The 19,225-nt window shown below is 61.7% G+C and carries 18 protein-coding genes and 1 pseudogene; 3 read left to right on the top strand and 16 right to left on the bottom strand.

The features are described from left to right. Positions 1–21 precede the first annotated feature (21 nt). Positions 22–258, bottom strand: coding sequence for a lipoprotein (locus E4P32_RS08275; protein ID WP_116436924.1), 237 nt, complete (start codon positions 256–258; stop codon positions 22–24). A 40-nt stretch (positions 259–298) separates the two neighbouring features. Here E4P32_RS08275 and cyaY point away from each other — a divergent pair, with 40 nt between their 5' ends. Continuing rightward, a complete protein-coding gene (cyaY, locus tag E4P32_RS08270) occupies positions 299–634 on the top strand; it encodes an iron donor protein CyaY (RefSeq protein WP_116436925.1) in 336 nt (111 codons plus the stop codon). Between the two features lie 15 nt (positions 635–649). On the opposite strand, the gene glpK is transcribed toward cyaY, so the two are convergent. The 8 genes from glpK to glpD all read right to left on the bottom strand — a co-directional run bounded on the left by glpK (position 650) and on the right by glpD (position 9,846). Beyond that, positions 650–2,131 (bottom strand): glycerol kinase GlpK, encoded by a 1,482-nt coding sequence (gene glpK, locus E4P32_RS08265; protein WP_116436926.1) that lies wholly within the window; start codon positions 2,129–2,131, stop codon positions 650–652. 125 nt (positions 2,132–2,256) lie between these two features. Next, positions 2,257–3,984, bottom strand: coding sequence for an ABC transporter substrate-binding protein (locus E4P32_RS08260; RefSeq protein WP_016833173.1), 1,728 nt, complete (start codon positions 3,982–3,984; stop codon positions 2,257–2,259). 129 nt (positions 3,985–4,113) lie between these two features. Further along, positions 4,114–4,395 (bottom strand): DUF2160 domain-containing protein, encoded by a 282-nt coding sequence (locus E4P32_RS08255; protein ID WP_116436927.1) that lies wholly within the window; start codon positions 4,393–4,395, stop codon positions 4,114–4,116. A gap of 2 nt (positions 4,396–4,397) precedes the next feature. Next, positions 4,398–5,216: a carbohydrate ABC transporter permease gene (locus tag E4P32_RS08250; RefSeq protein WP_116436928.1), complete on the bottom strand. Its 819-nt coding sequence runs from the start codon at positions 5,214–5,216 to the stop codon at positions 4,398–4,400. After that, positions 5,209–6,099 (bottom strand): sugar ABC transporter permease, encoded by an 891-nt coding sequence (locus E4P32_RS08245; protein ID WP_116436929.1) that lies wholly within the window; start codon positions 6,097–6,099, stop codon positions 5,209–5,211. The genes E4P32_RS08250 and E4P32_RS08245 overlap by 8 nt, the downstream gene beginning before the upstream one ends. Positions 6,100–6,102: 3 nt before the next feature. Next, the gene (locus E4P32_RS08240) at positions 6,103–7,191 is read right to left on the bottom strand and encodes an ABC transporter ATP-binding protein (protein WP_116436930.1); all 1,089 of its coding nucleotides are present in this window, start codon (positions 7,189–7,191) and stop codon (positions 6,103–6,105) included. Position 7,192: 1 nt separating this feature from the next. Beyond that, positions 7,193–8,278 (bottom strand): ABC transporter ATP-binding protein, encoded by a 1,086-nt coding sequence (locus tag E4P32_RS08235; protein WP_116436931.1) that lies wholly within the window; start codon positions 8,276–8,278, stop codon positions 7,193–7,195. 53 nt (positions 8,279–8,331) lie between these two features. Then, positions 8,332–9,846 carry a glycerol-3-phosphate dehydrogenase gene (glpD, locus tag E4P32_RS08230; protein ID WP_116436932.1) on the bottom strand — a complete coding sequence of 505 codons (1,515 nt, stop codon included), beginning with the start codon at positions 9,844–9,846 and terminating at the stop codon, positions 8,332–8,334. A gap of 142 nt (positions 9,847–9,988) precedes the next feature. Between glpD and E4P32_RS08225 the strand changes: the two genes are divergently transcribed. Next, positions 9,989–10,747: a DeoR/GlpR family DNA-binding transcription regulator gene (locus tag E4P32_RS08225; protein WP_116436939.1), complete on the top strand. Its 759-nt coding sequence runs from the start codon at positions 9,989–9,991 to the stop codon at positions 10,745–10,747. Between the two features lie 137 nt (positions 10,748–10,884). Next, positions 10,885–11,367, top strand: coding sequence for a type II secretion system major pseudopilin GspG (gene gspG / locus E4P32_RS08220; protein WP_116436933.1), 483 nt, complete (start codon positions 10,885–10,887; stop codon positions 11,365–11,367). A gap of 80 nt (positions 11,368–11,447) precedes the next feature. Here gspG and E4P32_RS08215 read toward each other — a convergent pair whose 3' ends face one another. From E4P32_RS08215 to E4P32_RS08185, 7 genes and pseudogenes are all read right to left on the bottom strand, one after another. Further along, complete coding sequence (locus E4P32_RS08215; RefSeq protein ID WP_116436934.1) at positions 11,448–11,645, bottom strand: hypothetical protein; 198 nt, start codon at positions 11,643–11,645, stop codon at positions 11,448–11,450. 44 nt (positions 11,646–11,689) lie between these two features. Beyond that, positions 11,690–13,048 carry an ATP-dependent protease ATPase subunit HslU gene (gene hslU / locus E4P32_RS08210; protein ID WP_116436935.1) on the bottom strand — a complete coding sequence of 453 codons (1,359 nt, stop codon included), beginning with the start codon at positions 13,046–13,048 and terminating at the stop codon, positions 11,690–11,692. A gap of 18 nt (positions 13,049–13,066) precedes the next feature. Then, a complete protein-coding gene (hslV, locus tag E4P32_RS08205) occupies positions 13,067–13,603 on the bottom strand; it encodes an ATP-dependent protease subunit HslV (RefSeq protein WP_016833182.1) in 537 nt (178 codons plus the stop codon). A 252-nt stretch (positions 13,604–13,855) separates the two neighbouring features. Further along, a complete protein-coding gene (putA, locus tag E4P32_RS08200) occupies positions 13,856–17,539 on the bottom strand; it encodes a trifunctional transcriptional regulator/proline dehydrogenase/L-glutamate gamma-semialdehyde dehydrogenase (protein WP_116436936.1) in 3,684 nt (1,227 codons plus the stop codon). 214 nt (positions 17,540–17,753) lie between these two features. Beyond that, positions 17,754–18,149, bottom strand: a complete 396-nt coding sequence (locus E4P32_RS08195) for an RcnB family protein (protein ID WP_116436937.1) — start codon at positions 18,147–18,149, stop codon at positions 17,754–17,756. A gap of 176 nt (positions 18,150–18,325) precedes the next feature. After that, entirely contained in the window at positions 18,326–19,051 is a 726-nt protein-coding gene (locus tag E4P32_RS08190) for an ABC transporter ATP-binding protein (protein ID WP_116436938.1), read from the bottom strand. Between the two features lie 19 nt (positions 19,052–19,070). Further along, positions 19,071–19,225: pseudogene (locus tag E4P32_RS08185) on the bottom strand (ABC transporter ATP-binding protein); the annotation flags it as partial.

The raw sequence follows: 19,225 nt of genomic DNA, 5'->3' as shown, positions 1-19,225 counted from the left end.
GAGATAAGGTACGACGAGAAATTATTTGGAGCTGCTGGAGGGTGCGGCAGCCGGTGCAGGCAAAGAGATCGCCGGCACGCCGGCATCATCGGACACAGCCGGTTTGCTCATGTTGTCTGCGGGCGCGGTGCGCACGCGCTCGGCCGGCGGCTTGCCGATGTAGAGCGGGCCCTTCTGGCCGCAACCTGCCAACAGCAGGGCAAACATGGCGGCGCCGAGCAGCGGACGGGCGGGAGAAAAATGAAATGGAGACTTCACGATAGAATCACGGGTTTACATCAATGTCTCGGAGTGTAGCATGACAGAATCAGAATTCCTGGCCCTCGCGGATTCCGCGCTGAACGCGATCGAAGCCGCACTGGAGCAGGCTACCGACGACACCGACCTCGACGTCGAATGCAGCCGCAGCGGCAATGTCCTCGAAATCGAATGCATCGATAACGGCTCCAAAATCATCGTCAACAGCCAGGCGCCGATGCAGGAGTTGTGGCTAGCCTCCAAATCGGGCGGCTATCACTTCAAATACGACGGCAAACAATGGCTGAGCGCACGCGACGGCAACGAGCTGTACGCCACGCTGTCGGCATCGGTCACCGAACAGGCCGGCGTGGCCGTGACACTGAGCGCGCCCTGATCAGACGCAACAGCGTCAACCCGCACTCACCTGTTTGATGGCGCGCTCCCAGGTCTGGATTTTGGTCAGCGCTTCATCGCGGCTCATGGTCGGCAGGAAGGTGCGCTCCATGCGCCAATGCTCCGACAATTCCGCCATGTCGCGATAGACGCCGGTCGCCAGGCCGGCCAGGCTGGCGGCGCCCAGCGCGGTGGTCTCCGTGACTTGCGGACGGATCACCGGGATGCCGAGCAAGTCGGCCTGGAATTGCAGCAATAGATTATTGGCCGAGGCGCCGCCGTCGACGCGCAATTCAGTGATCGGCGACACTGCGTCGCGCACCATCGCCGTCAGCAAGGCGGTGCTCTGGAAGGCAATCGATTCCAGCGCGGCGCGCGCAATGTGCGCCACCGTGCTGCCGCGGCTGAGGCCGACAATCGCGCCCTTGGCCGAAGGGTTCCAATACGGCGCGCCGAGCCCGGTAAACGACGGCACGAATACCACGCCGCCGGAGTCCGGAGCCGAAGCCGCCAACTCCTCCACATCAGTTGAATTCTTGATCGCCTTGAGACCGTCGCGCAGCCACTGCACCACCGCGCCGCCGATGAAGACGCTGCCTTCCAGCGCGTATTGCTTGCGCTCGCCGACCTGGCAGGCGGCGGTGCTGATCAGACCGTTGCGCGACTGCGCGCACTGGTCGCCGGTATGCAGCAACATGAAACAACCGGTGCCGTAAGTATTCTTGGCCATGCCGGGCTGGAAGCAGGCCTGGCCGAACAGGGCCGACTGCTGGTCGCCGGCGATGCCGCCGATCATCACCGCCGTGCCCAGATGCTCGGCGTCGGTGCGGCCGTACAGATGTGACGACGGATGCACCTCCGGCAACATCGAACGCGGCACGTCCAGCCATTCCAGCAATTCATCGTCCCAAGCGCCGGTATGAATATTCCACAGCATGGTGCGCGAAGCGTTGGACACATCCGTCACATGCAGGCGGCCGGCGGTCAGGTTCCAGATCAGCCAGGCGTCGACGGTGCCGAAAGCCAGCTCGCCGCGCCGCGCGCGCTCGCGCAGGCCCGGCACGGTATCGAGTATCCAGTGCAGCTTGGTGCCGGAGAAGTACGGATCGAGCACCAATCCGGTCTTGGCCTGGATGGCATCGGTCAGGCCGCGTTCGCGCAATCCGGCGCAGATGGCCTCGGTGCGGCGGTCTTGCCAGACGATGGCGTTGTGCACCGGCTTGCCGGTGGCGCGGTCCCACACCACAGTGGTTTCGCGCTGATTGGTGATGCCCAGCCCGGCCAGGTCGGCCGCCTTGATGCCGGCCTGCGCCAGCACCTGGCGGCAAGTCTGCAACTGGCTGCTCCAGAGATCCATGGGATCGTGTTCAACCCAGCCGGGCTGTGGAAAGATCTGGCGAAACTCTTGCTGCGCGGTGGCGACGATGGCGCCGGTTTCGTCAAAGATGATGCTGCGTGAACTGGAGGTGCCCTGGTCGAGAGCGAGCAGATATGCCATGACATTTGCCTTACAAATCACTGGAGAAATTACAGCGTAACAACGATTGCGCCGTGCTGGAAGAAAAAACGTCATCCCGGCAATTGCCGGAATGACGTTCAGGATTGCAAGACCTTCAAATCATCCTAACGGACTTTTCCATCTTTCCATGCTTGCAGCAGTTTGTCGTAAGGGATGGTCTCACCCTTCGGCTTTTCATTGGCCAGCTTGGTCCATGGCGCGCCCTTGTCGGACATCCACGAGGCTGGATCCTTCTTGTCGTTGAGCTTGGGCGCACAGTTCTTCATGCCGGCGCGCTGCAAGCGGGCCATGATGCCGTCCATCTCTTCGGCCAGGTTATCCATTGCGCCTTGCGGTGTCTTCTCGCCGGAAATGGCGGTGGAGATATTCTTCCACCACAGTTGCGCCATCTTCGGATAGTCGGGCACGTTGTTGCCGGTCGGCGTCCATGCCACGCGCGCCGGGCTGCGGTAGAACTCGATCAGGCCGCCGTACTTCGCCGCATTCTTGGTGAAGTATTCCGAACGGATATCGGAATCGCGGATGAAGGTCAGGCCGACGATCGATTTCTTCAGCGACACGGTCTTGGACGTCACGAACTGGCCGTACAGCCAGGCGGCGGCCATCTGGTCAGGCGGCGTGCTCTTGAGGAAGGTCCAGGAACCGACGTCCTGATAACCGTTCTGCATGCCCTCTTTCCAGTACGGGCCGTGAGGTCCCGGCGCCATGCGCCACTTCGGCGAGCCGTCGGTGTTGACCACCGGCAAACCCTGCTTGGTCATGCCCGCGGTGAAGGCGCTGTACCAGAACACCTGCTGCGCGATATGGCCTTGCGCCGGCACCGGGCCGGCTTCGGAAAAGGTCATGCCGAGCGCTTCCGGCGGTGCGTATTTCTTCATCCAATCGAGATACTTGGTCAGCGCATAGACCGCCGCCGGCGAATTGGTGGCGCCGCCGCGCGACATCGATGCGCCGACCGGCGTGCACTTGTCGGCCGCTACGCGGATGCCCCATTCGTCGACCGGCAAGCCGTTCGGCAAACCCTTGTCGGCGGCGCCGGCCATCGACAGCCAGGCATCGGTGAAGCGCCAGCCCAGCGACGGATCCTTCTTGCCGTAGTCCATGTGGCCGAATATCTTCTTGCCGTCCAGTTCCTTGACGTCGTTGGTGAAGAAGGCGGCGATGTCTTCGTAGGCCGACCAGTTTTGCGGCACGCCCAGCTCATAGCCGTACTTGGCCTTGAACTTGTCCTGCAAATCCTTGCGCGCAAACCAGTCGGCGCGGAACCAGTACAGGTTGGCGAACTGCTGGTCGGGCAGCTGGTACAGCTTGCCGTCCGGCGCGGTCGTGAAACTGGTGCCGATGAAGTCCTTCAGGTCGAGACCGGGATTGGTGTATTCCTTGCCGGGGCCGGCCATGTAGTCGGACAGCACCACGGTCTGGCCGTTGCGGTAATGGGTGCCGATCAGGTCGGAGTCATTGACCCAGCCGTCATAGATCGACTTGCCCGATTGCAGCGAGGTCTGCATCTTTTCGACCACGTCGCCTTCCTGGATCACGTCGTGCTTGACCTTGATGCCGGTGATTTCCTCGAAGGCCTTGGCCAGGGTTTTCGATTCATAGGCGTGGGTGTCGAGGGTTTCCGATACGACGTGGATTTCCTTGACGCCCTTGGCTTTCAGTTTGGCGGCGGCGTCGATGAACCATTGCATTTCGCTCAGCTGCTGCGTGCGCGACAGCGTGCTCGGCTTGAATTCGCTGTCGATCCACTTCTCGGCCGACTTGGTGTCGGCCCATACGTTGCCGGCCACGGCAATTGCGGCTGCCAGCACGGTAAGTTTGAATTTTTGCATCACGTCTCCTCGTCACCTTCCCAAAGATGGTCGCGCCGGAGAGGGAAGGACATTCCCCGAACGCGTCATTTCATTCCAGGTTTTTTTATTCTGAGCAAACCGGAAATTGAATCCTGACCATGCGCAAAATCAGCCCTTGCGCATGACGATAAACAAGGCCGCAAAACCGAGCACGGCGGCGTACCACTGATCCAGGTCGGTCACCGCGACCCAGGCCAGATTGATGTAGGCGGCGCTCAGCAGGCCGATGAACAAACGGTCGCCGCGGGTCGTTCGCAACGGCAGGAAACCCTTGCGCTCCACCGTCGGCGAACGGATTTCCCAGATCGTCATGCCCACCAGCATGAGCGCGATGCAGATGAAAAAGACGGCGATCGGCGGCGTCCACGACATCCATGAAAAAGCAGCCATCGTCACACCCTCCCCATCGCGAAACCCTTGGCGATATGGTTGCGAACGAACCAGATCACCAGCGCTCCCGGAATAATCGTCAGCACCCCGGCGGCGGCCAGGATGCCCCAGTCCATGCCGGCCGCCGAGGCGGTGCGCGTCATGATGGCGCTGATCGGCTTGGCGTTGACCGAGGTCAGCGTGCGCGCCAGCAGCAACTCGACCCAGCTGAACATGAAGCAGAAGAACGCCGTCACGCCGACGCCCGACTTGATTAGCGGCAGGAAGATGCGAAGAAAAAACCGCGGGAACGAAAAGCCGTCGATGTAGGCGGTCTCGTCGATCTCGCGCGGAACGCCCGACATGAAGCCTTCCAGGATCCACACCGCCAGCGGCACGTTGAACAGCATGTGCGCCAGCGCCACGGCGATGTGCGTATCCATCAGCCCGACCGTCGAGTACAGCTGGAAGAACGGCAGCAGGAACACCGCCGGCGGCGTCATGCGGTTGGTCAGCAGCCAGAAGAACATGTGCTTGTCGCCGAGGAAGCGGTAGCGCGAAAACGCATAGGCCGCCGGCAACGCCACCAGCAGCGACAGCACCGTGTTGATGGCGACGTAGATGATGGAGTTGATGTAGCCGGAGTACCACGACGCATCGGTGAAGATCACCTTGTAGTTGTCCAGCGTCGGCTGGTTCGGCCACAGCGTGAAGACCGCCAGCGTTTCTTCGTTGGTCTTCAACGACGTATTGAACAGCCAGTACAGCGGGATCAGCGTGAAGGCGATATACAGCGCCAGCGTCAGCACGCGCGGCCAGTTGCTTTGCTTGCTTTTATTCATGATTGGCTCCTGTCGCCTGGTTGCCATTCCCTGCGCTTTGCATCCAGTTGTACAAGATGAAGGACAGCAGCAGGATGATCAGGAAATAGATCAGCGAGAATGCAGCCGCAGGCCCCAGATCGAACTGGCCGACCGCTTTCTGCGTCAAGTACTGGCTCAGGAAGGTGGTCGAATTGCCGGGCCCGCCGCCGGTGAGCACGAAGGGTTCGGTGTAGATCATGAAGCTGTCCATGAAGCGCAGCAGCACCGCGATCACCAGCACGCCGCGCATCTTCGGCAGCTGGATGAAACGGAACACCGCCCAGCGGCTGGCGCCGTCGATCTGCGCCGCCTGATAGTAGGCGTCAGGGATCGAGCGCAAGCCGGCGAAGGCCAGCAGGGCCACCAGCGGCGTCCAGTGCCAGACGTCCATCACCAGCACGGTGATCCAGGCGTCGAGCGAGTTGGAGGCGTAGTTGTAATCCATGCCGAGACGGCTCAGCACATAGCCGCCCAGCCCGATGTCGGCGCGGCCGAAAATTTGCCAGATGGTGCCGACCACGTTCCAGGGAATCAGCAGCGGCATGGCCAGGATCACCAGCGCGGCCGAGGATTTCCAGCCCTGCGCCGGCATCGACAGCGCCAGGCCGATGCCCAGCGGAATCTGCACCAGCAACACGCAGAACGAGAAGATCAGCTGACGCAGCAGCGCCGAATGCAATTCGCTGTCGCGCATCACGGCGCGGAACCATTCGAGCCCGACGAACACGCTCTGCTCGGGACTGATGATGTCCTGCACCGAATAATTGACCACCGTCATCAGCGGGATGATCGCGGAGAACGCGACCGTCAGGAACACCGGCAGGATGAAAAACCAGGCCTTGTTGTTGTATGGCTTGTTCATGACCTATCGCCCTATCCTTTCGTCATTGCTGAAGAAAATCGTCTCCGCTTTCGCCAGGCGCAGCCATTTCTGGCCTTCGCTCAGCCTGGTCGAGGCGTCTAGCCTGGCCTTGACGATCTGGCCGCCGAATTCCGCCGTGAGCAGCTGGCTGGTGCCGAGATGCTGGACCTGCACGACGTTGGCGCTGACCGCGCCGGGCGCGCCGGCCGTGGTCAGCTCGACGAACTCCGGCCGGATGCCCAGCTTGAGTTCGCCGTTGGCATGCTTGAGCGCCTGCAATTGCGCGGCGTCGACATTCACGCGCTGCTGTCCGATCACGACGGCGTCACCGTCGATCTGCAGCGGATAAAAGTTCATGCCGGGGCTGCCGATGAAATAGCCGACGAAGGTGTGGTCGGGACGCACAAACAGGGCTTCCGGCTTGCCCTGCTGCACCACCTTGCCGTTGGTCATGACCACCACTTCATCGGCGAAGGTCAGCGCCTCCACCTGATCGTGGGTGACGTAGATCAGGGTGAGCTTGAGCTGGTGGTGAATCTGTTTGAGCTTTTGCCGCAACTGCCATTTCATGTGCGGATCGATCACCGTCAAGGGCTCGTCGAACAGGATCGCGGCGACGTCCTTGCGCACCAGTCCGCGTCCCAGCGAAATCTTTTGCCTGGCGTCGGCGGAAAGGCCGCTGGCGCGCTGCTTGAGGTCGCGCGTCAGTTCGAGGATCTCGGCGATTTCATGCACGCGGGCGCGCACTTCGCTCTCCGCCACCTTGCGATTGCGCAGCGGGAACGCCAGGTTGTCGAACACGCTCATGGTGTCGTACAGCACCGGGAACTGGAACACCTGCGCGATGTTGCGCTCGCGCGTGGGCATCTGCGTCATGTCCTTGCCGTCGAACAGCACCTGCCCTTCGGACGGCACCAGCAGACCGGAAATGATATTGAGTAGCGTCGACTTGCCGCAGCCGGACGGACCCAGCAAGGCGTAGGCGCCGCCGTCTTCCCACACCATGTTCATCGGTTGCAGCGCGTAGTCTTCCAGCGACGCCGGGTTGGGTCCGTAGGCATGGCCGAGATTGCGAAATTCAATACGTGCCATGTCAGTCTCCCTGCGGGGCGCTCAACAGGCGGCCCTCGGTGTCGAACAGAAAAATCTGTGCGGCGTTGATGTTGACCTGCACCGCACTGCCGATCTCGAGCGCGTGCACGCCGGGCAGTTGCGCCACCAGTGCATCACCGCCATGGCGCAGGTGCAGATAGGTTTCGGAACCGCTCAGTTCGGCCAAGCCGACCGTGCACGCCAGACTGACACCGGCGTTCGTAAGCGGCTGCAAACGCACGTCGTTGCAACGCACGCCGACCTGGCAACGCTGACCCGCAGTCAGCGTCAGATTGCGACCGGCGACTGACAGCACGCTGCCGTCGTCGAGCTTCACGCTGGCATTGTCGATTGCGGTCGCCGCCAGCATGTTCATCGGCGGATCGTTGAAGATGGAGGCGACCTGCGTCGATGCCGGCGCGTTGAACAATTGCAGCGTCGGACCGAACTGCAACAGACGGCCGGCGTGCATCACGGCGGTGTGGCCGCCGAGCAGCAAGGCTTCCTGCGGCTCCGTAGTGGCGTAGACCACGGTGGTGTCGCCGTTGGTGAACAGGGAAATCAGTTCCGAACGCAGCTCTTCGCGCAGCTTGTAATCGAGATTGACCAGCGGCTCGTCCAGCAGCACCAACGGCGCACGCTTGATCAAGGCGCGCGCCAATGCCGTGCGCTGCTGCTGGCCGCCGGACAGTTCGCCCGGAAGGCGTTGCAGCAGGTGTGCGATGTGCAGCTTCTCGGCGATCTCGGTGACGCGCTGGTGGATTTCCTGCTGGGGCAATTTTTTCAGGCGCAGCGGCGAGGCGATGTTTTCGTACACGCTCAGCCCCGGATAGTTGATGAATTGCTGGTACACCATCGCGAGGTTGCGCTCGCGCACGCCAACGCCGGTGACGTCCTTGCCGTCGACCAGCACGCTGCCGCTGCCGGGCTTGTCCAGCCCGGCGATGATGCGCATGAGCGAAGTCTTGCCGGCCTGCGTCGGACCCAGCAGGACGTTGATGCCGCCAGCCGCCAGCTTCAGATCAAGCGGATACAGATGCGTTTCCGCACCGACCGTCTTGGTCACTTGTTTTAGTTCCAGGGTCACACTGTCTCCTTGCTGCTGTTCTGTTTTTTACATGCGGCGCAGGTCGTTTGGGGCTAAGTCTGCTCCTTCAACCATTGCTGCAATCGTTCCACGTGCTGCGGCCGGCAATACAGACCCAGCTTGCTCCGGCGCCACAGGATGTCTTCTGCGCTGCACGCCCATTCGACGTCGCGCAGATAGCGCGCTTCCGATTCGTAGAGCCCCGGCGCCAGTTCGTCGCCGAGATCGGTGAGAGCAGCGGCGCCCTTGAGAAAACGTTCGGCACGGCTGCCGTAGCTGCGCGCATAGCGCTGCGCCAGTGCCGGCGGCAACCACGGATGGCGTTCGCTGAAGCCCGCCAGAAAGCGCGCGAAGTCATAGCGCCGGACCAGCTTGCCGGGCTGCTCCAGATCGCCGCCGGGCAGGGGCGCGTCGGCAGTCCAGGACGGCGCCTTGAGTCCCAGCCGCGGCGACAGGATGGCCAGTGCTTCTTCGGCCAGCTTGCGATAGGTGGTGATTTTTCCGCCCCAGACGTTGAGCATGGGCGCACCGCTGTCGTTGCATTCGAGCAGATAGTCGCGCGTCACGGCGGAGGCATTGGAGGAATTGTCGTCCAGCAGCGGACGCACGCCCGAGTAGGTCCACACCACGTCTTGTGCGGAAATCTGGCGCGTGAAATAGCGGTTGGCCATGTCGCACAGATAGTCGATTTCCGCGGCGCTGATCTCGACCTTGCCGGCGTCGCCGGTGTATTCCAGATCGGTGGTGCCGATCAGCGTGAAATCGTCCTGATAGGGGATCGCGAAAATGATGCGCTTGTCGGGATTCTGGAAAATGTAGGCGTAAGGATGATCGAACAGGCGCTTGACGACGATATGGCTGCCCTTGATCAGGCGGAGGCCGTAGCTCTTGCTGGCACCGGGAACAGCGTCGGCAAACTGCGCAGTCCACGGACCGGCGGCGTTGACGATGGCGCGCGCCTGCACCTGGATGCGACCGTCCTGTTCATTCTCCAGCGTGGCGCGCCAGAGCTCGCCTTCACGGCGTGCTTCGGTGCATTTGGTGCGAGTGAAAATGCGGGCGCCGCGTTCGCTGGCGTCGAGCGCGTTGAGCGCCACCAGGCGGGCATCGTCGACCCAGCCGTCGGAGTAGACGAAGCCGCGGCGGTAGTTACCCTTGAGCGGCTTGCCGGCGACATGTACGTTGAGCTTGAGCCCCTGCGAGGCCGGCAGGATTTCGCGTTTGGCGAGATAGTCGTACATCAGCAGGCCGGCGCGGATCAGCCAGGCCGGGCGCTGGCCGGCGTCGTGCGGCATGACGAAACGCAGCGGCCAGATGATGTGCGGCGCCGCGCGCAGCAGCACTTCGCGCTCTTGCAAGGCCTTGCGCACCAGCTTGAATTCGTAATACTCGAGATAGCGCAGCCCGCCGTGGATCAGCTTGGTGCTGGCAGAAGACGTGTGCTGCGCCAGATCGTGCTGCTCGCACAGGATCACGCGCAAACCGCGGCCGGCCGCGTCACGGGCAATACCGGCGCCGTTGATGCCGCCGCCGACCACCAGAAGATCACATTCAAGAAGTGTGTTCAACTTGTCTCCGGATTTTATATTTGCCGCATGGTATTTTTTGGCTACGATACGCGACAACGTGAAAACAAATCAACAATTATTTTGTTGTTTTCAATTCGATTATGTTTTTTAATGTTCATATGATCATTAACCAATTCTCATGATGCTAAATCCGCGGCAACAAACCTTGCTCGACTGCGTGCGCAAGCACATCACGATTTCGGTGGAAGAACTGGCGCAGAAGCTCGACGTGACCACGCAGACGGTGCGCCGCGACGTCAAGGCGATGGTCGACGCCAAGTTGCTGGCGCGTTATCACGGCGGCGTCGGCCTGCTCTCCTCGACCGAGAACATCGCCTATCCGCAGCGCCAGGTGATGAACGCCGAGGCCAAGCAGCGCATCGGCAAGGCGGTCGCTGCGCGCGTGCCGGACGGCTGCTCGTTGATCCTGAACCTCGGCACCACAACCGAAGAAGTGGCGCGCGCGCTGCATCGCCACAGCCATTTGCACGTGGTCACCAATAACCTCAACGTCGCCAGCATGCTGGCCAGCAATACCGCGTCCGAAGTGATCGTCACCGGCGGCGTGGTGCGTGCGCGCGATCGCGGCATTGTCGGCGAGGCAACCATCGACTTCATCCGCCAGTTCAAGGTCGACATCGGCATCATCGGCATTTCCAGCATCGAACTCGACGGCGTGTTACGCGACTTCGATGCACGCGAGGTCAAGGTGGCGCAAACCATCATCGAGCAATCGCGACAAGTCTGGCTGGTCGCCGACTCGAGCAAGTTCGGCCGCCAAGCGCTGGTGAAGATGGCGCATCTGTCGCAGATCGATGTGTTGTTCACCGACGCGGCGCCGCCGCCGGAGCTGGCGAAGTTGCTGCAGGAAACCGAGGTCGAGGTAGTGTTGGCGACCTGAGGCGGAAATAGTATCCGGAAGCAAGATCCGCGAATGGAACTTTCAGGCAATCCGACTCCTTAGAACCCGTTCTAAATACCAAAGCCGACGCTTCGGCTTTATACTCTCGCATCTCGCTTTACTGGAAAGAAAGTCCGATGCGCCGCATAGTTACGCGACACGTTTCCCCTACGCAACTTCTCCCGCAATTTTTTTCACTGCAACGCGGTCTGAGCAAATTACAGATGTTGACTGCGATCGCGGTTATCGCAGTCGTGGCCGTCGTCGCCGCGCCGCGCCTGCTCAACGTCGTCAACCACGCCCACAGCCCGCAGATCGTCACGGCCGAGCAGGACATCGCCGAGATTGAGAAGGGCCTGCAGCTGTACAAGCAGGACAACGGCCGCTTCCCCACTACCGAGCAAGGCCTGCTGGCGCTGATCGTCAAGCCTGGCCGCGCGCCGGTGCCGAAGGAATGGAAGACCGGCGGCTACCTCGATCGCCTGCCGCGCGACCCATGGGGCAACGCCTATGCCTATCGCGTGTCCGCCGACGGCGACAGCTTCGACGTGTTTTCCTTCGGCGCTCACGGCCCGGATGAAGGCGACGACAACGCCGGCGTAATTCGCGGCAAGCACTGATTGCTCTGTGCATTTGTGCATTCGCTGAAGACGTAAAAAAGCCACGGCATGCCGTGGCTTTTTTATTGCACTGAACCGGCTCAATCCTGCCCCGGTTCATCCAGCTTCTTTTTCACCTCAAGCCGCGCCGACTGCCGCACAGCAGAAGCGGTCTTGCGATGCGGACCGGCAGCGCGGCGCTTGGCGGCGACCGCCACCGGATTGCGCGGCTTGGCAAGTTGCGACGGCTCGATACGGAAGCTCAGCTTCTGCCGCGTTCCCAGCGTCTTGTTTGCCATGCCGCGCTCCTTCAGTCCACTTCCTTCAGTTCACTCTGCGTCGCTTACAGCACGTAGCGCGACAGGTCTTCGTTGACCGCCAGTTCACCCAGGCGATCATTGACGTAGGCGGCATTGATGGCGATGGTCTGCGCACCGGTTTCGCCGGCTGTGAACGAGATCTCTTCCAGCAGTTTTTCCATCACCGTGTAGAGGCGACGCGCGCCGATGTTTTCGGTCTTTTCATTCACCGAGAACGCGATCTCCGCCAGTTGCTGGATGCCGCTGTCGTCGAACTCCACCGTGACGCCTTCGGTCTCGAGCAAGGCCTGGTATTGCTTGGTCAGGCAGGCGTCGGTGCCGGTCAGGATGGTCTTGAAATCATCGATCGACAAGGAATCCAGTTCGACGCGGATCGGGAAGCGGCCTTGCAATTCCGGGATCAGGTCGGACGGCTTGGCCAGGTGGAACGCGCCCGATGCGATGAACAGGATGTGGTCGGTCTTGATCATGCCGTACTTGGTGTTGACGGTGGTGCCTTCGACCAGCGGCAACAGGTCGCGCTGCACGCCGGCGCGCGAGACGTCGGCCGTACCTTGCGAACGCGTGGCGATCTTGTCGATTTCGTCGAGGAAGACGATGCCGTTCTGCTCGACGTTGGTGATGGCCTTCTGCTTCAGTTCTTCTTCGTTAACGAGCTTACCGGCTTCTTCTTCGATCAGGAACTTCATGGCTTCCCTGATCTTGATCTTGCGCGTCTTCTTGCGGTTATTGCCCATGCCGGAAAACATGCTCTTGATCTGCTCGGTCATTTCTTCCATGCCCGGTGGCGCCATGATTTCCATCGCCGGCGATGAGTCGGACAATTCGATCTCGATCTCACGGTCGTCGAGCGCGCCTTCGCGCAGGCGTTTGCGGAAAGTCTGGCGCGTGGTGCTGCCCTTTTCTTCCACGCCATCACCAGCGGCGACGGCGTTCTTGTTGCCTTCGGGTGTGAAACCGAAATCGCGCGCCGGCGGCAGTAGGATGTCGAGCACACGGTCTTCGGCGGCGTCTTCGGCGCGCGCACGCACCTTGCGCACTTCGCCTTCGCGGGTCTGCTTGATGCCGATGTCGATCAGGTCGCGGATGATGGTGTCGACGTCGCGGCCGACGTAGCCGACTTCGGTGAATTTGGTGGCTTCAATCTTGATGAACGGCGCATCGGCCAGCTTGGCCAGGCGACGGGCGATTTCGGTTTTACCGACGCCGGTGGGGCCGATCATCAGGATGTTCTTTGGGGTGATCTCGTGGCGCAGCGGCTCGGCGACCTGCTGACGGCGCCAGCGGTTGCGCAGCGCAATGGCGACGGCGCGCTTGGCGCGGCCTTGGCCGACCACGTGTTTGTCGAGTTCGGAGACGATCTCTTTGGGAGTCATGTTCATGGTGATGTTCTTTGCTCTTTAATCGAGTGTTTCGATGATGTGGTTCAGGTTGGTGTAGATGCAGAGCTCGCCTGCAATCACCAGCGATTTCTTGACGATGTCGGCAGGCGACAGCTCGGTGTTTTCCTGCAGCGCCTTGGCGGCAGATTGGGCGAAGGTGCCGCCCGAACCGATCGCGCCGATGCCGTCGGTCGGCTCCAGCACGTCGCCATTGCCGGTGATCACCAATGTCGTGTCACGGTCGGCAGTCAGCAGCATCGCTTCGAGGCGACGCAGCATGCGGTCGGTGCGCCATTCCTTGGCCAGCTCGACCGAGGCGCGCATCAGGTTGCCCTGGTGTTTTTCCAGCTTGGATTCGAACAGGTCAAGCAGCGTAAAAGCATCAGCCGTGCCGCCGGCGAAACCGACCAGGACCTTGCCGTTGTAGAGCTTGCGCACCTTGCGCGCAGTGCCCTTCATGACCACGTTGCCGAGCGTCACCTGGCCGTCGCCGCCCAGCGCCACGGTGTTGCCGCGTCGGACGGAGAGGATGGTCGTGCCGTGAAATTGTTCCATGCGAATGCCTCAATGAATGTGTTGCGCAGAGTGTTGCTTTGCTTGTTCTGGTGAAATGGGGACAGCCGCGCAGATTGCAAGGAGTTCGCGGACGCGCAAGCCTGCCGGTGCAGAGGCATTATTTTACGCCGCTACGGCAGGAGACAGAATGCAGGGAGGAGAAGGCGAAGACAGATGACAATCTGTCTACTTTGGGAGGATGAAAAAAACAAAACACGTCATCCCGGCGCACACCGGGATGACGCCACTACTTTAAACCGACAAGGTCATCAGGCTCGCGTTACCGCCCGCTGCCGTCGTGTTGACGCACAACGCGCGCTCGGCCACCAGACGCCACAAGGCGATCGGCATGTCTTCCGCGGTCGGCATCAGCGGTACCAGCGCGCCGTCACGGGCGGCCAGGACGCCGCGCCATTGCGTGATCACTGGACCGTCGACCAGCGCCAGATGCAGATCCAGCGCCGCAACGTCGCCGCTGAGTTCAATCGCCTGGCGCACGTCGGCCGGCAGACCGGCCGGGATCAGCTTGCCCTGCGCAGCCGGCACCACGGCGGTGTTGCCGGTGGCCAGCACCGCAGCGATCTGATTCAGCAGCGCCGCGACGTCGGCCGCTGCGCACAGGATCTTGCCGCGCGGCGCAAACGACAGCGTGTTGCGCTCGCCGGTCGGGCCCGGCAGGGTCAGCGTCTTGTACAACAGACTTTCCTGCACATAGGTCGCGCCCAGCTGCGCCAGCTTGGCGTGGCCGTGCGTCGCAGCCCAATCGAGCAGAGACTTCAACGGTGCAGATGCCGCCTGCGCGGCGTCGTTGAACAGCTTGACCTCGGCATGACGCTGCAGGCGTTTCAGGTAGAGCGGGCCGCCGGCTTTGGGGCCGGTGCCGGACTTGCCTTCACCACCGAACGGCTGCACGCCGACCACGGCGCCGACGATGTTGCGGTTGACGTAGATGTTGCCGACGTGGGCGCGCTCGGCGACGAAGGCGATGGTCTCGTCGATGCGCGAATGCACGCCCAGGGTCAGGCCGTAGCCACTGGCGTTGATGGTGTCGATCAGCTGCGGCAGCTGGTCGCGGCGATAGCGCAGCACGTGCAGCACGGGGCCGAACACTTCGCGCTTGAGCTGGGCGATGGAGTCGATTTCAATCACGGTCGGCGCGACATAGGTGCCGTGCTCGTGACGTTCGTCCAGTGGCAGCTGATAGACCTTGCCGCCCTTCTTCATTTGCTCGATGTGCGCCAGCAATTGCGTGCGCGCCTCGTCGTCGATGACCGGGCCGATGTCGGTGGCAAGACAGTCGGGACGGCCGATCTGCAGCTCCTGCATCGCGCCCTTCAACATGGTCATGGTCTTGTCGGCGATATCTTCCTGCAGGCACAGCACGCGCAGCGCCGAGCAGCGCTGGCCCGCGCTGTCGAAGGCCGAACTCAGGACATCCTGCACCACCTGTTCGGGCAAGGCGCTGGAGTCGACAATCAGCGCGTTCTGGCCGCCGGTTTCGGCGATGAAGGGAATGTCGCCGTGCTCGTCCTTGATGCGTTGCGCCAGCGTACGATTGATGAGTTGTGCGACTTCGGTCGAGCCGGTGAAGATCACGCCCTTGACGCGTGCGTCGCCGGTCAGCGCGGCGCCGACGGTGTCGCCGCGGCCCGGCAGGAATTGCAGCGCCGCGCGCGGCACGCCCGCTTCATGCAGCAGCTGCACCGCGCGATGCGCGATCAGCGGCGTCTGTTCCGCCGGCTTGGCCAGCACCACGTTGCCGGCGGCCAGCGAGGCGCTGACTTCGCCGATGAAGATCGCCAGCGGGAAATTCCACGGGCTGATGCACACCACCGGTCCCCACGCCAGCGCATTGCCGTCGTGGCGCGATTGCGTCGCGTAGTAGCGCAGGAAGTCGACCGCTTCGCGCACTTCGGCAATCGCATTCGGCAGCGACTTGCCGGCTTCGCGCACGGCCAGCGCCATCAGCTCGGCCTGGTGCGTTTCAAACAGATCCGCGGCACGTTCCAGCGCGTGCGCACGATCATCGGAAGAAACCGCCTGCCATTGCACGGCATACTCAGTGGCCGCGTGCAAGGCGCTCTCGACGTCGTCGCGCGAGGCTTCGATAACCTGGCCGACGAGATCGCGGCGGTCGGCCGGGTTGGTGATCGATTGCGTCTCGCCGATCGATACGGCGCCGTCATGCAACAGCGGTGCGGCTTGCCATTGCTGCGCGCTCAGTTGCGCAAAGGCGTGCTCGAGTCCGCGCAGGGTGTCTTCATTGCTGAGATCGACGCCGGCAGAATTCTTGCGCTCTTCGCCGTACAGGTTGCGCGGCAAGGCGATCTGCGGATGCGGTTCGCCGCCGGACTTTTGCACGGCGACGATGGGATCGGTGATCAGCGTGTCGATGGCGACCGCTTCGTCGACGATCTGGTTGACGAAGGACGAATTGGCGCCGTTCTCCAGCAGGCGGCGCACCAGATAAGCCAGCAGCGTCTGGTGCGAACCAACCGGTGCATAGATGCGGCAAGCCTTGCCGAGCTGGTCGGCGCCGACCACCTGGTCGTACAGGGTTTCGCCCATGCCGTGCAGGCACTGGAATTCGTAATCGTCGATCTTGTGCTGCTGCGCCCAGGTGTAGATGGCCGACAGCGTGTGGGCGTTGTGCGTGGCGAATTGCGGATAGATGACGTCGGTTGCGGCCAGCAGTTTTTGCGCACAAGCCAGGTAGGACAGATCGGTGTGCACCTTGCGCGTGTAGACCGGGTAACCGGACAGGCCGTCGACCTGGGCGCGCTTGATTTCACTGTCCCAATAGGCGCCCTTGACCAGGCGCACCATCAGCTTGCGGCCGCTGCGGCGCGCCAGGTCGGCGAGGTAGTCGATCACGAACGGGCAGCGCTTTTGATACGCCTGCACGACGAAGCCGATACCTTCGAAACCGTCGAGGTCGCGGTCGAACGCCAGCGCTTCCATCAGGTCCAGCGACAGCTCCAGGCGGTCGGCTTCTTCGGCGTCGATGTTGAGGCCGATGTTGTAGGACTTGGCCAGTACCAGCAATTGCTTCAGGCGCGGCAGCAGTTCGTTCATCACGCGGGCGTGTTGCGCGCGCGAATAACGCGGATGCAGCGCCGACAGCTTGACCGAAATGCCGGGACCGTCCTTGATGCCACGACCGTTGGAGGCGCGGCCGATGGCGTGGATCGCGTCTTCGTAGGATTTGTAATAGAAGTCGGCGTCGTGCCCGGTCAGCGCCGCTTCGCCGAGCATGTCGTAGGAATAGCGATAGCCGCGCTTTTCATTGTCGCGGCTGTTGGCCAGCGCTTCGGCGATGGTCTGGCCGGTGACGAACTGGTTGCCCAGCATGCGCATGGCGAGATCGACGCCTTTGCGGATCAGCGGTTCGCCGCCCTTGTTGATCAGGCGCGTGAGCGCCGAGGCCAGGCCGCTTTCGCTATTCGTGCCGACCAGCTTGCCGGTGATCAGCAAGCCCCAGGTGGCGGCGTTGACGAACAGCGACGGCGACTCGCCCAGATGCTTGCGCCAATCGCCCTTGCTGATCTTGTCGGCGATCAGGCGGTCCGCGGTCTGGTGATCGGGAATGCGCAGCAGCGCTTCGGCCAGGCACATCAGCGCCACGCCCTCTTCCGATGAGAGCGAGAATTCGTGCATCAGCGCATCGACGCCGGATGAACGCGTGCGCTTGGTGCGCACCGCCTGCACCAGCTTGCGCGCCAATTTTTGCGTTGCCTCGGTCCATGTCGCATTGCTTTGCACCTGCGCCAGCAGCCACTGCACGGCGCCGCGTTCGTCGCGGCGATAGACGGCCGTGATGGCCGCGCGCAATGGCGTCGGCGTGTGCATGACTTCCTGTTGGAAGACGCTGAAGGCAGGGATAAAGCTGGAAGAAACGCTGGAAGAAACGCTGGAAGGATGGGAGGCGCTGTTCATATTGGTTTGTCTCGGAAGGATAGGCAAAATACGGTTTTTGCCTGCTGCGATTCTATTCGGGATTAACCAATATTAATTCTGCATTTAAGGCAGTTATGTCGAATTTAATTTTTCATAATCGATTTAATCAAAATTAAATTCTTACACAATGACTCGTGCAGAGACGAAAACGCCCGCCGGGTTCAGACGGCGGGCGCATCAATCGAATCCGACTTTAATTGTTCAGGAGCAATTGCAGGATGATGCCGGTGCCGATTGCCGCCAGCACGTAATCGCCGCCGGTCTGCACCCATTGATAGCCGCGCGGTGGCGCGCTCAGACGATGCTCGCGCCAGTTGTTGACGACGTATTGGCGGTTGCGGTATTCCGGCGGCAGGCGATCGCCGCGATGGAAGGCGTGGTTGGGACCGGCGCCGCGCTCATCGCGCCGATCAGGACCGCGATGGTCGTCGCGTCGGTTGTCATGGCGATCGGGTGGACCGCGGCGATCATCCTGGGCTTGCGGCGGACGACGGTCATCGCGACCGTATTGTTGCGCCTGGGCGAGGGGTAAGGCGCTGATGCCGAGCGTCAGTGCGAGAACCGTGGAGACGATGGATTTCTTATTCATGGAGGGCTCCCTTAATGATATTGACTGTCTGAAACCCCGCCGCATGCATTGTTCATTACTGCGCCGATGCGGCGGGACCATACAGTGGATACCTTAACAAGTCCCTTCGTTCCTTAAAGGATGTATCTGAATGCTACCTGACGGCTTTGTCAGGATCGGCATTCATTCAGCGTCCTTTAGCCCTCACCCAGGTAGGCCGCCTTAACCCGCGGATCATTGAGCATTTCCTTGGCATTGCCAGTCATGGTGATCAACCCCGACTCCATCACGTAACCCCGGTGCGCCGCTTCCAGCGCCAGCTTGGCGTTCTGCTCCACCAGCAGGATCGTGATGCCCTGCGCCGACACATTGCGGATCACCTCGAAGATCTTCTCCACCATGATCGGAGACAGACCCATCGACGGCTCATCCAGCAACAAGAGTTTCGGATGGCTCATCAGCGCGCGCGCCATGGCCAGCATCTGCTGCTCGCCGCCGGAGAGCGTGCCGGCCATCTGGCTGGCGCGTTCCTTCAGGCGGGGAAACACGCTGAACCAGTGCTCGATGTCCTGCGCGATCTGCTGCTTGTCGTCGCTGGTGTAGGCGCCCATCAGGAGGTTCTCGTGGATGCTCATGCGCGTAAAGACGCCGCGTCCTTCCGGCACCATCGCCAGCTTTTGTTGCACGAGGTTGAAGGAGCTTTGGCCCTTCAAGGGCTGGCCCAGGTAGCTGATGTGGCCTTGTACTTTCGAGTCGGGCAAGGTGCCGGTGATGGCTTTCAAAGTGGTGGTCTTGCCGGCGCCGTTGGCGCCGATCAGCGTCACCAGTTCGCCTTCGTTGACTTCCAGGCTCGCGCCCTTGACGGCCTTGATGCCGCCATAGGCGACGCTCAGGTCTTCAACTTTTAAGATATTCGTTGTCATTGTCGTGTGTCCTGCGGGCTTAATGGGAAGCGCCTAAGTAGGCCTCGATCACGGCGGGATTTTTTTGCACATCCGCCGGCACACCTTCGGCAATCGGCTTGCCGTAGTCCAGCACGGTGAGACGGTTGCACAGGCCCATCATCAGTTTGACGTCATGTTCGATCAGCAGGATGG

Origin of the sequence: Herbaspirillum sp. 3R11 (genome assembly GCF_004563925.1) — a bacterium.
Taxonomy (GTDB): Bacteria; Pseudomonadota; Gammaproteobacteria; order Burkholderiales; family Burkholderiaceae_D; genus Herbaspirillum.
The sequence above is the reverse complement of the archived record's forward strand: the minus strand, read 5'-3'. Positions and strand labels throughout refer to the sequence as shown.

What these genes read in the sequence shown, in the direction of transcription:
- E4P32_RS08195 (WP_116436937.1), bottom strand. Translation starts at nt 18,149, where the DNA reads ATGAATAAGAAATCCATCGTCTCCACGGTTCTCGCACTGACGCTCGGC.
- E4P32_RS08260 (WP_016833173.1), bottom strand. Translation starts at nt 3,984, where the DNA reads ATGCAAAAATTCAAACTTACCGTGCTGGCAGCCGCAATTGCCGTGGCC.
- hslV (WP_016833182.1), bottom strand. Translation starts at nt 13,603, where the DNA reads ATGGAACAATTTCACGGCACGACCATCCTCTCCGTCCGACGCGGCAAC.
- E4P32_RS08190 (WP_116436938.1), bottom strand. Translation starts at nt 19,051, where the DNA reads ATGACAACGAATATCTTAAAAGTTGAAGACCTGAGCGTCGCCTATGGC.
- E4P32_RS08245 (WP_116436929.1), bottom strand. Translation starts at nt 6,099, where the DNA reads ATGAACAAGCCATACAACAACAAGGCCTGGTTTTTCATCCTGCCGGTG.
- E4P32_RS08255 (WP_116436927.1), bottom strand. Translation starts at nt 4,395, where the DNA reads ATGGCTGCTTTTTCATGGATGTCGTGGACGCCGCCGATCGCCGTCTTT.
- glpK (WP_116436926.1), bottom strand. Translation starts at nt 2,131, where the DNA reads ATGGCATATCTGCTCGCTCTCGACCAGGGCACCTCCAGTTCACGCAGC.
- cyaY (WP_116436925.1), top strand. Translation starts at nt 299, where the DNA reads ATGACAGAATCAGAATTCCTGGCCCTCGCGGATTCCGCGCTGAACGCG.
- putA (WP_116436936.1), bottom strand. Translation starts at nt 17,539, where the DNA reads ATGAACAGCGCCTCCCATCCTTCCAGCGTTTCTTCCAGCGTTTCTTCC.
- hslU (WP_116436935.1), bottom strand. Translation starts at nt 13,048, where the DNA reads ATGAACATGACTCCCAAAGAGATCGTCTCCGAACTCGACAAACACGTG.
- E4P32_RS08250 (WP_116436928.1), bottom strand. Translation starts at nt 5,216, where the DNA reads ATGAATAAAAGCAAGCAAAGCAACTGGCCGCGCGTGCTGACGCTGGCG.
- E4P32_RS08215 (WP_116436934.1), bottom strand. Translation starts at nt 11,645, where the DNA reads ATGGCAAACAAGACGCTGGGAACGCGGCAGAAGCTGAGCTTCCGTATC.
- gspG (WP_116436933.1), top strand. Translation starts at nt 10,885, where the DNA reads ATGCGCCGCATAGTTACGCGACACGTTTCCCCTACGCAACTTCTCCCG.
- E4P32_RS08240 (WP_116436930.1), bottom strand. Translation starts at nt 7,191, where the DNA reads ATGGCACGTATTGAATTTCGCAATCTCGGCCATGCCTACGGACCCAAC.
- E4P32_RS08225 (WP_116436939.1), top strand. Translation starts at nt 9,989, where the DNA reads ATGCTAAATCCGCGGCAACAAACCTTGCTCGACTGCGTGCGCAAGCAC.